The organism is Rhizobium sp. SG2393, assembly GCF_042610495.1.
GTDB lineage: Bacteria > Pseudomonadota > Alphaproteobacteria > Rhizobiales > Rhizobiaceae > RU20A.
On the sequence record NZ_JBHGAP010000003.1, the window covers coordinates 196828 to 209767 of the forward strand.

At 63.5% G+C, this 12940-nt stretch carries 12 protein-coding genes; 7 read left to right on the plus strand and 5 right to left on the minus strand.

The window, feature by feature from the left end; genetic code table 11:
- Positions 1–21 precede the first annotated feature (21 nt).
- Both ACED18_RS11575 and ACED18_RS11580 read right to left on the minus strand, forming a co-directional pair.
- A complete protein-coding gene (locus ACED18_RS11575) occupies positions 22–1149 on the minus strand; it encodes a CobW family GTP-binding protein (protein WP_377292262.1) in 1128 nt (375 codons plus the stop codon).
- A gap of 77 nt (positions 1150–1226) precedes the next feature.
- The gene (locus tag ACED18_RS11580) at positions 1227–2021 is read right to left on the minus strand and encodes a creatininase family protein (RefSeq protein WP_377292370.1); all 795 of its coding nucleotides are present in this window, start codon (positions 2019–2021) and stop codon (positions 1227–1229) included.
- Between the two features lie 115 nt (positions 2022–2136).
- On the opposite strand from ACED18_RS11580, the gene ACED18_RS11585 reads away from it, so the two are divergent.
- The 3 genes from ACED18_RS11585 to ACED18_RS11595 all read left to right on the plus strand — a co-directional run bounded on the left by ACED18_RS11585 (position 2137) and on the right by ACED18_RS11595 (position 4856).
- Positions 2137–2649: a MarR family winged helix-turn-helix transcriptional regulator gene (locus ACED18_RS11585; RefSeq protein WP_377292264.1), complete on the plus strand. Its 513-nt coding sequence runs from the start codon at positions 2137–2139 to the stop codon at positions 2647–2649.
- 179 nt (positions 2650–2828) lie between these two features.
- Positions 2829–3848 carry a LacI family DNA-binding transcriptional regulator gene (locus tag ACED18_RS11590; RefSeq protein ID WP_377292266.1) on the plus strand — a complete coding sequence of 340 codons (1020 nt, stop codon included), beginning with the start codon at positions 2829–2831 and terminating at the stop codon, positions 3846–3848.
- 36 nt (positions 3849–3884) lie between these two features.
- A complete protein-coding gene (locus tag ACED18_RS11595; RefSeq protein WP_377292268.1) occupies positions 3885–4856 on the plus strand; it encodes a 2-hydroxyacid dehydrogenase in 972 nt (323 codons plus the stop codon).
- 46 nt (positions 4857–4902) lie between these two features.
- On the opposite strand, the gene ACED18_RS11600 is transcribed toward ACED18_RS11595, so the two are convergent.
- The gene (locus ACED18_RS11600; RefSeq protein WP_377292270.1) at positions 4903–5679 is read right to left on the minus strand and encodes a gamma-glutamyl-gamma-aminobutyrate hydrolase family protein; all 777 of its coding nucleotides are present in this window, start codon (positions 5677–5679) and stop codon (positions 4903–4905) included.
- A gap of 483 nt (positions 5680–6162) precedes the next feature.
- On the opposite strand from ACED18_RS11600, the gene ACED18_RS11605 reads away from it, so the two are divergent.
- The 3 genes from ACED18_RS11605 (at position 6163) to ACED18_RS11615 (ending at position 9804) form a co-directional block, all read left to right on the plus strand.
- Complete coding sequence (locus ACED18_RS11605) at positions 6163–8469, plus strand: putative bifunctional diguanylate cyclase/phosphodiesterase (RefSeq protein WP_377292272.1); 2307 nt, start codon at positions 6163–6165, stop codon at positions 8467–8469.
- A gap of 160 nt (positions 8470–8629) precedes the next feature.
- Complete coding sequence (locus ACED18_RS11610) at positions 8630–9412, plus strand: hypothetical protein (protein ID WP_377292274.1); 783 nt, start codon at positions 8630–8632, stop codon at positions 9410–9412.
- Between the two features lie 167 nt (positions 9413–9579).
- A complete protein-coding gene (locus ACED18_RS11615) occupies positions 9580–9804 on the plus strand; it encodes an aa3-type cytochrome c oxidase subunit IV (RefSeq protein WP_377292276.1) in 225 nt (74 codons plus the stop codon).
- Positions 9805–9942: 138 nt separating this feature from the next.
- On the opposite strand, the gene ACED18_RS11620 is transcribed toward ACED18_RS11615, so the two are convergent.
- Both ACED18_RS11620 and rpsU read right to left on the minus strand, forming a co-directional pair.
- Complete coding sequence (locus ACED18_RS11620) at positions 9943–10749, minus strand: tetratricopeptide repeat protein (protein ID WP_377292372.1); 807 nt, start codon at positions 10747–10749, stop codon at positions 9943–9945.
- Positions 10750–11102: 353 nt separating this feature from the next.
- Positions 11103–11315: a 30S ribosomal protein S21 gene (gene rpsU, locus ACED18_RS11625; protein ID WP_149739388.1), complete on the minus strand. Its 213-nt coding sequence runs from the start codon at positions 11313–11315 to the stop codon at positions 11103–11105.
- A gap of 363 nt (positions 11316–11678) precedes the next feature.
- On the opposite strand from rpsU, the gene ACED18_RS11630 reads away from it, so the two are divergent.
- Positions 11679–12932, plus strand: a complete 1254-nt coding sequence (locus ACED18_RS11630; RefSeq protein WP_377292279.1) for a sarcosine oxidase subunit beta family protein — start codon at positions 11679–11681, stop codon at positions 12930–12932.
- Positions 12933–12940: the final 8 nt, after the last annotated feature.

Below are 12940 nucleotides of genomic sequence, written 5' to 3' on the forward strand. Positions count from 1 at the left end.
GCCGGCCATTCCGATCGGCGGTCAGTTCGGCTTGGCTTCGCAGGCCTTGAAAGTGCGCTCCAGCTTCTCGCGATCCAGTTCGCGGCCGATGAAGACGAGGCGGCTTTCGCGCTTCTCGCCATCCTTCCACGGGCGCTGGTGGTCGCCCTCGATGATCATGTGCACGCCCTGCACGACATAGCGCTCCGCATCGCCGGCAAAGGCGATGATGCCCTTCAGACGAAGGATGTTCGGGCCGTCGGTCTGGGTGATCTTTTGGATCCAGGGGAAGAAGCGGTCGGGGTTCATCTCGCCGCCACGCAGCGACACCGACTGGACCGTGACATCATGGATGTCGGAGGGCGCATGGTCGTGATGATGATGGTCGTGATCGTGGCCATGGTGGTGGTGGTCATGCCCGTGATCGTGGTGATGATCATGGCCGTGGTGATGGTGGTCGTGACCGCAGTCCGGGCCGCAGACATGGTCGTGATCGTGATGATCGTGGCCGTGGTCAAGGAAATGCGGGTCGTTTTCCAGCGCGCGCTCGAGGTTGAAGGCGCCCTGGTCGAGCACCTTGGCGAGATCGACATTGGAGCGCTCGGTGCGGTGGATCCGGGCCGTGGGGTTGATGGCGCGGATGGTGGCCTCGACGCGGGCAAGCTCTTCCGGCGTCACGAGGTCGGTCTTGTTGAGCAGCACGACATCGGCGAAGGCGATCTGGTCCTCGGCCTCGCGGCTGTCCTTCAGGCGCAGCATCAGGTGCTTGGCATCGACAAGGGTGACGACCGCGTCGAGTTCGGTCTTGGCGCGCACGTCGTCGTCCATGAAGAAGGTCTGGGCGACCGGTACGGGATCGGCAAGGCCGGTGGTCTCGACGATGATCGCATCGAAGCGGCCGGGACGGCGCATCAGGCCTTCAACGACCCGGATCAGATCGCCGCGCACCGTGCAGCAGATGCAGCCATTGTTCATCTCATAGATTTCCTCGTCGGATTCGACGATGAGATCGTTGTCGATGCCGATCTCGCCGAACTCGTTGACGATGACCGCATATTTGCGGCCATGGTTTTCCGAGAGGATGCGGTTGAGGAGCGTGGTCTTGCCGGCACCGAGATAGCCGGTGAGAACGGTGACGGGAATGGGCTTTGCAGCCACGGCTTCGGTCATGGGGAAACCTCGCGAAACAGAATGCCGGTCGCGGACGCGCCGACGGCCGCCCTCATATATGCCTTCCGCCTCCCATATCAAAGAGGCTTTGCCAGCATCCCCACCTCGAAAGCGCGCACGTCCTCCAGCAGTTCCGTGATGCCCTTCAGCGCGTGGGCGAGCAGCATTTCGCCGCGTTCGGCGGTTGCAGCACTTGCGTTTCCGGCGGCGCCGTCCGGGTTGAGGTCGCGCATGCGCCAGCCGAAGGCGTGGGGGCCGTAGGCGCGCAGGTGCCTGAAGCGGCGGGCAAAGTCGGCCTGACGCGACGGGAAGGCAGCGAGCCTGGCGCGATCCACCCTGTCCGGATGAAGCGCCAGCATGACGGAGGTCTCGATGTCGCCGGCGTGGATGTCGATGGCCTTGTCCGCAGGGTTGATCCAGCCGTCGGGCTGGCCGAAGCGGGTCCAGCTGGTCGCAACCGCCAGCATGTCGAAGCGGATGCGGGCCTCGGTCGCGACGACGGTCATCAGGGGGGAATTGCCGCCATGGGCGTTTAGCATCACGAACTTCTTCACGCCCTGCTCGGAAAGGTCGCCGGCAATGCCGAGCCAGCGGTTGATCGCGTCCTGCCAGGTCAACGTACGGGTGCCGGCGACATCCATATGCTCGATGGAATAGCCGACGGGCTCGACGGGAAGGAAGGTGACGGGCAGGTCTTCAGACAGGGAGGCAGCGAGACGCGTGACGATGCCGTCTGCGATCAGCGTGTCGGTCTCGAAGGGCAGGTGGGGGCCGTGCTGCTCGTGGGCGCCGAGGGGCAACACGACGATCCAGTCGCGCCGCGCCTCCGGCGGCAGGCTGGCGTCGTTTTCATGCCAGAAACGACGGGGCAGCGGATGTTGACCGGTTGCTCCGTGCACCCTTCGCCTCGCTCCGTCTTGCGGCTGATAACATAACTGAGTCATATGGGATAAGGCACGGCGGTGCAAATCGTTTGGCGGAGGCAGCATGGGCAAGAAGAACAAGGCCGAGAAGAGGGCCAAGGGCGAGAAGGACAAGAAGCGCAAGCTTGTCGAGCTTGATGCGGGCACACCCGATGTCTGCGCCATGATCGTGCAGGCGGCGCGCTCCATGCGGACCGTTCAGTCGCGCAATCTTCTCGACAGCGGCCTTTATGCCGGCCAGGACGGCGTGATGATGGCGCTTGCCGAAACGGACGGGCTGACCGCCGGCATGCTGGCCACGAGGCTCGGCGTCAAGGCGCCCACCATGACCCGCACCATCGGCCGCATGGAGGCGCAGGGCTTTCTGGAGCGCCGCGCCGACGAAGAGGATGCCCGCCTGACGAAGGTCTACCTGACGGAGACCGGTCGCGCCCTGTTGCAGCAGATTGCCGATGCCGCCAGTGCCTCCGAAAAGCTTGCCGTGGATGGCCTGAGCGAAAAGCAGGTCAAGACGCTGACAAAGCTGTTGCGGGTCGTTGACCGCAATCTTCAGGGGCATGTCGCCGAGGTCGAGTGACCGGCCCGGCAGGCGTCCTCAGCGACACCCTCCCGCATTGCTCGATCTCCTGCGGCCCGCCACGTGGCCGGTAACCATAGGCCAAGTGCCCCGAACCCCTTGACAAAGCGCGGATTGCCATTCTTTTTTAAAGTCTTTAAAAGAAATTAAATCCGAATGGCCTGGGGAGGCAGCACTGCATGGCGCAAAAGGTGAAGCTTTCGACGATCGCCGATACGCTCGGCGTGTCGACGGCAACGGTGTCGCTCGCGCTTCGCGACAGTCCGCTTGTAGCCGTGGCGACGCGGGATCGCATCAAGGAGCAGGCCCGCGCGCTTGGCTACATCTACAACCGGCGTGCCGCCAGCCTGCGCACCTCGCGCTCCGGCATCATCGGCGTCGTGGTGCACGACATCATGAACCCCTTCTACGGTGAAATTCTGAAGGCCATCGAGACCGAACTCGACCGCGACCGACAGACCTTCATTCTCTCCAACCATTATGACAGCGTCGACAAGCAGCGCGTCTTCATCGAGACCCTGTTGCAGCTTGGCGGTGACGGCGTGATCATGTCGCCGGCGATCGGCACGCCGCCGGAGGATATCCAGCTTGCGGAAGACAACGGGATGCCGGCGATCCTGATCGCACGCTCCATCGACAACGTGGATGTGCCGATCTTCCGCGGCGACGATTCCTACGGCATTTCGCTTGCGACCAACCACCTGATCGGGCTCGGCCATCGCTGCATCGCCATGGTGGGGGGCACGGACCAGACATCCACGGGACGTGACCGCTACCAAGGTTATGTGAACGCGTTGCGCAAGGCCAATATCGAGGTTGACCCGGAACTGCGCATTCCCGGCCCCCGCTCCAAGCAGGGGGGCTTCGAGGCGGCGGTGCATCTGCTCTCGCTGCCGCAGAAGCCGACGGCGGTCGTGTGCTGGAACGATCTCGTCGCCATCGGCATGATGAACGGGATTGCGCGCGCCGGCCTGGTGCCGGGACAGGACGTGTCGGTCACAGGCTATGACGACCTCGAGGAGGCCTCGATTGCGACGCCGGCGCTGACGACCGTATGGAACGGGCAGGCAGAGGTTGGCCGCAGCGCGGCACGCGCGCTTCTCGACAAGCTTTCGGGCAGCCACGAGCCGGACGGCATCCATCTCATCAAGCCGGAAATGCGCATCCGCCAGTCCACCGGCCCGCTGCGGCCGCGCTGAGCCCGCCATCTTCCGCCCTCGCAAGGTTCTCCTCACATGTCCGCATCCACTGACCGTCCCGTCATCGTCGTTCCCGGCAAGATCCATCCGCATGTGGTCACGCGGCTTTCCGATCGTTTCGAGGTGGTCACCGGCATTGGCGAGCCGGCGGCCGTCACGGCGGATCTGGCCGAGCGCGCCATCGGCATCGCGCTGCAGGGCCGGCTGGCGCCGGAGCTTCTCGCCGCGCTTCCGAAGGTGGAGATCGTCGGCAATTTCGGTGTCGGTTATGACGGGGTGGATACGGCGGATGCCGCCGCGCGTGGCGTCGTCGTCACCCATACGCCTGACGTCCTGAACGAAGAGGTTGCCGATACGACGATCGGCCTGCTGCTGTCGACGCTGCGGGAATTTTCCAGTGCCGAGCGCTGGCTGCGTGCGGGACGATGGGTGGCCGAGGGGGTCTACCGGCTGACGCCGTTGACGCTGCGCGGCCGGACCGTCGGTCTCTACGGGATCGGCCGGATCGGACAGGCGATCGCGCGCCGGCTGGAAGGCTTCGGCGTGACGATCGCCTATCACAGTCGCACCGAGCGCAAGGCGCTGCCCTATCGCTGGTATCCGACGCTTCTCGATCTTGCGGCAGCCGTCGATACGCTGGTGGTGATCGTGCCCGGCACGGAGGAGACCCGCCACACCGTGAATGCCGAGGTGCTGAAGGCGCTCGGACCGACAGGCGTGCTGATCAATGTCGGACGCGGGACGACGGTCGACGAACCGGCGCTGATCGAAGCGCTGCGGAGCGGAACGATTGCGGCCGCCGGCCTCGACGTCTTCGAGGACGAGCCGCATGTGCCGCAGTCTCTGATCGACCTGCCGAACGCCGTGCTCCTGCCGCATGTCGGCTCCGCCTCGGTCGCGACGCGCGAGGCGATGGCCGATCTCGTGGCGGACAATATTCTGAACTGGTTCGACAAAGGCACGGCACTGACTCCGGTGCCGGAAACGCCGTTCACGCGCAAGGCGTAAGATCGGGCGGTTCCCCGTCCGGCCTTGCGATCAAGGTTGGGTGCCGTCAGGCAGTGACGCCGGCCTTTGCCCGCTGCTTTTCCGCTCCATAGGCGCGCACCGCCTCACCGAAGGCCTTGAAAAGCGTGTTGGACGGATTGTCCGTGCCGACCCAGTATTCCGGATGCCACTGAACGCCGACGGCGAAGGCCTTGGCATCGATGACGGACACGGCCTCGACCGTGCCGTCGTCAGCCAGCGCCTCGACGGCCAGTCGCGGTGCGACGGCGGAGATGGCCTGGCGGTGCAGGGAATTGACGCGCACCTCGCCGGCGCCAAGCACGGCGGCGAGGCAACTGCCCTCCTTGATCGAGATCGACTGGCGGATGCCGTAGGCGACGTCGAGTTCCGGCACGTCGGGCTTGCGGTGGTCCCACATGCCGGGCTTGTTCTGGATTTCGCTTTCGAGGGTGCCGCCGAGCGCCACGTTCAGTTCCTGGATCCCGCGGCAGATGGCCAGCAGCGGAATGCCGCGCTCCAGGGCGCGCCGGATCAGCGGCAGGCTGGTCGCGTCGCGGCCGGGGTCGAAGGGGCCGTCCTCTTCCCGCGCTTGCCTGCCATAGAGGCTCGGATGCACGTTGCTTCGGGCGCCGCTGACCAGCAGGCCTTCGACACGATCGAGAATGCTATCGGGATCGTTGCCCTTTTCGAGTGCCGGTACGAGCAGCGGCATGACGCCGGCGCCATCGACGGCGGCGCGCACATATTGATGGGCGACGACATGCCAGACATTGCCGTCGAAGGCGCGGAAATCGCAGGGAATGGCAACGGCGGGGGTGTGCATAGGGACGGCTCCGGAAGGCTCGCCGCGACAGGGCGCGGCCACTGTATGCAAGATGGGATGGGAGGTCGCGGGCGCAATGTCAACAGGTGTTGATGGTGTCGCGCCTGCCCTTTGGAGCTTCGCAACCAAAAGACGTTTGATATCTCGCAAATTTTCGAAATGAAGATAAGATCAAATGGCCGAAATGATCCGTCTCCTCACGTAGAGATCATGCAATGCAACCTTGAATATAAAGTAGAACGCCATAAACTTCGAAATACCGCAGGTTTCCATGACTTACGGTTGCGGGGGGTCAATTTCGAGGTTTGAAGTAAGTCTTTCGTTAAATTCTGCTCTCTTATGAAAGGCTCTCAAAGTCGTTGCCGGGAACAATTGCGTGCTCATGCGATACCCGGTCGTGCCTTCCCCGGCACGGGCGATGCCAACAGGTGAGGGAGGCGCGTCCGCGATTCTCCCAGATGTCGAGGCTGGAGTTGTAGGACCATGATTCGTCCACGCCGCAAGCCACTGCCGAAAGGCGTCTATCATTCCTTCGTCCGCTCTCTTTATGAGAACAGGGCGACGCTGTTCATCGGCATGATCAGCCATGCGGTGACGTTTCTGCTGGTCTATACCCGCGTTGACGACGCTTTTTTCCTGTTCGCGACCGTTGCCGTCATCGCCATCTTCGTTCTGCGGATGTTCGACATGCGCGGCTTCGACCGCCTCGATCTTTCCAGCGCCGATGACGTGACGTTGCGCCTGTGGGAGGACCGATATCTGCTGGGCGGCCTGTGCGTGACGATGACGTGCGGCCTGGCCTGCGCCTATGCCATCGTCGTTACCCAGGATGCCTTTGCCGAGCTGGCCTGCATTTCCGTGACCGTTGCCTCCATGATCTCGATCGTCGGGCGCAATTACGGATCGTCGCGGGCCGTGGCCATTCTGACGGCCGGGGCCTGCGGGCCGATCTTCTTCGGCCTGCTCAGCCTTGGCGACTTCTACATGGGCGTCCTTGCCGCGCTGATGATCCCGCTGGCTGTCACCACCTGGCAGATGGCGAAGGGCGTGCGTGAATTTCTCTACCGCAACGTCATTGCCGCGACGGAGATCGCCACGATTGCCGACCGGTTCGATGCGGCGCTGAACAACATGACGCATGGGCTCTTCATGCTCGATGCCCAGGGGCGCGTTCTTGTCGTCAATCGTCGGGCGACCGACCTGCTCAATCTGGACTGGACCTTTGGGCTGAAGGACAGCCATCTGGAGGTCGTTCTGAAATACGGCATGCGCCACAGTTTCCTTGATGGCGATCAGATCCGTCAGGTGCTGCGGCAGCTGAAGCCGCTGCTGGAGGGGGTGGAAACGCGCACGCTCGTGCCGTTCCCGGACGATTTCTACCTCGAATTCTCCGCCAGCCGGCGGCTGGATGGCGGGACGGTCCTGATCTTCGAAGATGTGTCGGCGCGCATTCTGGCCGAGCGGAAGATCCTTAACATGGTGCGATACGACGCGCTGACGGGGCTGCCGACACGGTCCTATTTCAGCGAGCTGGTTGAGGCTGCCATCGGGCAGGGCGATCCGGATCGTCCCGTCGCGTTCCTCATCATGGACATCGTGGATTTCAAGCATGTCAACGACATGCGGGGCCATGTCGTCGGCGACCAGCTGCTGGTCGTGGTTGCCGAGCGGTTGAGAGCGCTTGCCGGGGAGGGCGCCATCGTCGGCCGGCTGATGGGGGACGAGTTCGTCGTGCTCCTTGCCGACGAACCCGACCGGGCGGCGCTCGACAGCCGCATGCGCAGCCTGCACCAGCAGATGCGCGGCACCTATACGGTCAGTGGCTTCACCTTCCTGCTGACCATGAGCGCGGGCTCGGTGATGACGCCTGCCGGAACTTTCAGCTTCGAGGATGTGCAGATCAAGGCGGATCTGGCGCTGTTTGAAAGCAAGAACCGCAATCGCGGCGGCTTCACGGCCTTCGAAGAGACCATGGATGAGCAATATGTGGACCGGCAGAAGCTGAAGGCGGATTTCCAGCAGGCGCTGGAGACGGCCGCGCTTTCGGTCGCGTATCAGCCGATGATCACGCCTGACGGGCTGCATATCGAGTGCTGCGAGGCGCTGGCGCGCTGGACGCATCCCGAACGCGGCCCGGTCGGGCCTGCCGTCTTCATTCGCGTCGCAGAAGAAATGGGGTTGGTGAGCGAAGTGACGGCCTTCGTGCTGCGCCGGGCCTGCATCGACTGCATGGACTGGCCGGACGGGATGGCCGTGTCCGTGAACCTTTCGGTGGTCGACCTGCGCAATCCGGGCTTTGCGGCCAAGGTGCTGCAAATTCTCGAAGAGACCGGGCTGCCGCCGCGGCGGCTGCACCTGGAGGTGACCGAGGGCGGCTTCATCGAAGACCCCGTCAAGGTCGGCGCCATGCTGCAGCAACTGAGAGCCCGCGGCATCGCGATTGCCATCGACGATTTCGGCACCGGCTATTCCAGCCTCAGCTATCTCGATACGCTGCCGCTCGATCTGGTCAAGGTCGATCGCTCCTTCGTGCGCAACATCCGCGAGGATGCCCGCCGCTTCAATCTGCTGCGCGGCGTCGTGCAGCTCTCGCGCGAACTTGGCCTGCGGGTCATTGTCGAGGGTGTGGAAACATTGGACCAGCTCGACCTCCTGCGCGCGCATGACTGCGCCGACCTGATCCAGGGCTATGTCTTTGCTCGGCCCATGCCGGCGGGCGAGATCCTGAATCTGGCTTTCGCGACCGATAGCAAGCGAGCGATCGCGGCCCGCAAAAGCCAGCTGACCTGATAGCCAAAGCGTTTGGCCCGGCTGCGGTTTTCTGTGCACAACATTTGCTTCTGGCAATGAAAACAATCCACTACGCCAGCGACCGTCAGATTTAGGCATTGCAGCCCCAAAGCGCCCCGTTAGTGTTAACAAATAGTTAATGCTAACGGGGTTGATGGGGATGGATGCGCTGTCTGGCGTCGCATCGCAGTTTTCGGAAAGACTGCTTACGCTTCTTGACCGTGTCGAATATCGGCGCGTCGAAACCGGCGAGGACATGGAGGATATCGCGCGGCTGCGCTATCGCGCCTACAAGGCCGTGGACCTGATGCCGCTCACCGGCTCGACCCTTGTCGATCCGCTGGATTTCGACGATCACGCCTTCGTCTTCGGCATCTACCTTGACGAGCGGTTGATCAGCACGGTCAGGGTGCATCATGTGACGCCGGAGCACCGGGCAAGCACGGCCGGCGTCATCTTCGGTCAGGAGATCGACGACCTGCTCGATCGCGGCCTGACGCTGATCGATCCGGGCCGCTTTGCCGCCGATCCCGACATGGATGGCGAGGAGGTGGTGGCGGTGCCCTATCTCACCTTGCGCGTCGCGTGCATGGCGTCGGAATATTTCGATGTGGATGGCTGCCTGACGGCCTGCCGGCCGCGCCATGCGGCCTTCTATCGCCGGACCTTTGCGGCGGAGACGCTGGTCGCCTGCCGCAAGAACCTCGGCATCTACAATGCCGACGGCGCCCTGCTGATGGCGCGGGTGCGCGAGATCAGGAGCTGGCTCTACACCCGTTATCCCGTCTTCGATTCGCGGCTTTTCGAACAGCGCATGATGTTCGAGCCTGACGATCCGGCGACGCCGCGTCCGATCACCATCAAGCCGACGGCACGTCTGGCGCGCAGGAGACCTGCCCTGGTGGGCGGAGCGGTGGAAACGGGGCGCGGCTGGTTCGGCTGAGCGTCTGATCGCGCGTCCACGGGCCGCGACACGGTCGATCCGTTGCGAAGCGGCGCTGCATTGTGTATGGGCAAAGAGAGGCCTGCTTTTTGCTGAGGGAAGCGGGTAGTCGTGTTCGGGCCGAGCCGGGCGGGTTTCGGTCCCCTTGCATCTTCGGGAGAGATTGAATGGCGGAACATCATCACGGACCGGCCGAAACGGGCGCGGAAATGGACTATGCCGAGCACGACAAGACCTATGCGCTCTTTGTCAGCGGCGCCAAGAACGGCACCATCATCTGCGTGGCGCTTGTCGTGGCCATGGCCGCCGGTTTCTTCACCAGCGCCGGCTTCTTCTCGGCGCTCGTGCTCTTCATTCTCCTGACGGTCGGCGGCATTGTCCTGACGCGCTGATCGCTTTCATCACGGTCGATTATGAGCCGGTCGCTCCGAAAGGGGCGGCCGGCTTCGTTTGTGGGAAGCCGGAAAGCAAAACGCCGTGGCGAAGGTGTCGCCACGGCGTTTCTGTCGAGAATGACAATCGATTGCCGATCAGGCGGCCGGACCCTTGACGCGGGCAAGGCCGGCGCGGGCCGGTTCGTACTTCGGGTCGAGGCGCAGCGCCTGCGAATAGGAGCGCTTGGCCTTCTCGCGTTCGCCGCGGCGTTCGTAGACCAGAGCCTGGTTGGCCCAGCTCTCGGCCAGATTGCCGTTCAGGTTGATCGCCGTGTTGAAGTCGGAAAAGGCGTTGTCGTCGTCGTTCTGTGCCAGGTAGGAAATGCCGCGGCCGTTATAAGGCTCGGGCGAGGAGGGCGACAGCGAGATCGCCTTGGAGAAGTCCTCGATCGCCTGGGCGTGCTGGTTGCGTGCCTGATAGATCAGGCCGCGATTGTGGTAAGCGCGCGGGTCGGTCGTGTCGAGGCTGATCGCCTTGTTGAAGTCGTTGAAGGCAGAGTCCAGCTGGCCGACCTGACGATAGAGATTGCCGCGGCCGATATAGGCCACGTCGTAATTGCCGTTGATCTGCAGCGCGCTGTTGTAGTCGGCCAGCGCTTCCTTCTGGTTGCCGAGGTTGCGGTTGACCAGCGCGCGGTTCGCATAGGCCTGGTAGAAGCGCGGATTGAGCTGGATCGCTTGGTTGAAGTCGGCGATGGCGCGGCGGAATTCGCCGGCGCGGCCATAGGCGGAGCCGCGTACATTGTAGCCTTCCGGATCCTGCGGATTGGCGGCGATCACGCTCGACAGCGAGGCGATGTTTTCCTCAGAGCCCTGGGCGCGATCCAGCTTGATGACGGCTTCGCTCGTATCGGCGGTCTGGCAGCCGGCAAGCGCCAGCATGGCGGCGACGCCGAGGCCGATCGCGAAGGCCCGCGTGCGGGTCTTGCCGGTGGTGGCTGGCGTGGTGGCGGCGGCGGACCGGTCCGAAAGAAGTGCGGCAGATGTCAATGTGTTTCCCTCAATGCGACGGTAACCAGAGCCTTGCGGCTGCTTCGGTGCCTTCCGGCAATTTGCCCGCCGGCAGCGGCGGCAGTCGGGCCGGGCCATACGGGCATCCGGCGTGGCGAAACGCTCCGGCAATCCGGTCGTTCCATGGCGATCGTCGCGGCCCGGACGAAAAACAACGGGCCAGAACGGGACCACTCACAAAAAGGGCGGTGGCGAATGACGCCCCCGCCCGGAATTGCATCTGAAAACGTCGAAAAGACGACGGATCAGCGGGTCACGAGACCTTCGCGCTGGGCCCGCTTGCGCGCCAGCTTGCGGACGCGACGAACAGCCTCGGCCTTTTCGCGAGCGCGCTTCTGCGAGGGCTTCTCGTAGTAGTCGCGCATCTTCATTTCACGGAAAATGCCTTCGCGCTGCATCTTCTTCTTGAGAGCGCGGAGAGCCTGATCAACGTTATTGTCGCGGACAAGTACCTGCACGTTTAAACCCGTTCCTTCGTTCGTGTTGTCGCCTCAGCCCTATGATCGCGAGGCAATAAAATGGCGATCGCCCAAGCCGACGGCTTTACGATTGGGAGAGCGGATACCAGATCGGTGCGCCAAAGTCCAGCCGCCGCTGGGCGCTCATGACCGTTTTGTTACGGTGCATTGCCTTTGTCATCAAGCGCTGACGCTCTCGGGTCGAGCCTTGGTGCCGTCGTGACCGGCGATGTCGCATGGCGCACAGGTCGCGTCTGTTTGCGTCGCAAAAGAGACGTTGCGAGCGCCGCAGATTTGTCATCTCTAGGGCTCATCGAGACGCTCGACAAAGAGACACCCACAAACGGGGAGCATGGAAGGCTGATGCGCAAATATTCTGTATTCGCCGTGGCGCGTGAGGCGCTGCGCGGGCACAAGGGCTGGGAGGCCCAGTGGACCTCGCCCGAACCCCGCAAGGAATATGACGTCATCATCGTCGGTGGCGGCGGCCACGGGCTGGGTGCGGCCTATTATCTGGCCAAGGAGCACGGCATCACCAATGTCGCCGTGATCGAGAAGGGCTGGCTCGGCGGCGGCAACACGGGCCGCAACACCACCATCATCCGCTCCAACTATCTCTATGACGAGAGCATGGGGATCTACGAGCATTCGCTCAAGCTGTGGGAAAACCTCAGCCAGGAGCTCAATTACAACGTCATGTATTCGCCGCGCGGCGTGATGATGCTGTCGCACAATGTGCATGACAAGCAGGTCTTCAAGCGCCACATCCACGCCAACCGCCTGCACGGCATCGACAATGAGTGGCTGACGCCCGAGCAGGCGAAGGAATTCTGCCCGCCGCTCGATATTTCCGCTTCCGCCCGCTATCCGCTGAACGGTGCTGCCCTGCAGCGCCGCGGCGGCACGGCGCGCCACGATGCGGTGGCCTGGGGCTATGCGCGCGCGGCCTCCGACATGGGCGTCCATGTCATCCAGAACTGCGAAGTGACCGGCATCCGCCGTGGTCCCGATGGCCGCGTCACCGGTGTCGAGACGAGCCGCGGCTTCATCGGCGCCCGCAAGATCGGCGTGTCGGCTTCGGGGCACAATACGCAGATCATGGAAATGGCCGATGTGCGCGTGCCGCTGACGAGCAATCCGCTGCAGGCGCTCGTCTCCGAGCCGATGAAGCCGATCTTCCCCTGCGTGGTCATGTCCAACACGGTGCACGCCTATATCTCGCAGTCGGACAAGGGTGAGCTAGTCATTGGTGCCGGCACGGACCAGTTCGTCTCTTACTCCCAGACCGGCGGCCTGCAGATCATCACCCATACGCTGGATGCCATCTGCGAGCTCTTCCCGATCTTCCGGCGCGTGAAGATGATGCGCCAGTGGGGCGGCATCACCGACAACACGCCGGACCGTTCGCCGATCCAGTCCAAGACGCCGGTCGGCGGCCTCTATGTCAATTGCGGCTGGGGCACGGGCGGCTTCAAGGCCACGCCGGGCTCGGCGCATCTGTTTGCGCATCTCATCGCCCGCGACGAGCCGCACCGGCATGGTGCAGGCTTCACGCTCGACCGGTTCCGCACGGGCCGCCTGATCGACGAAGCGGCCGCTGCCGCCGTCGCGCACTGATTCTCGGG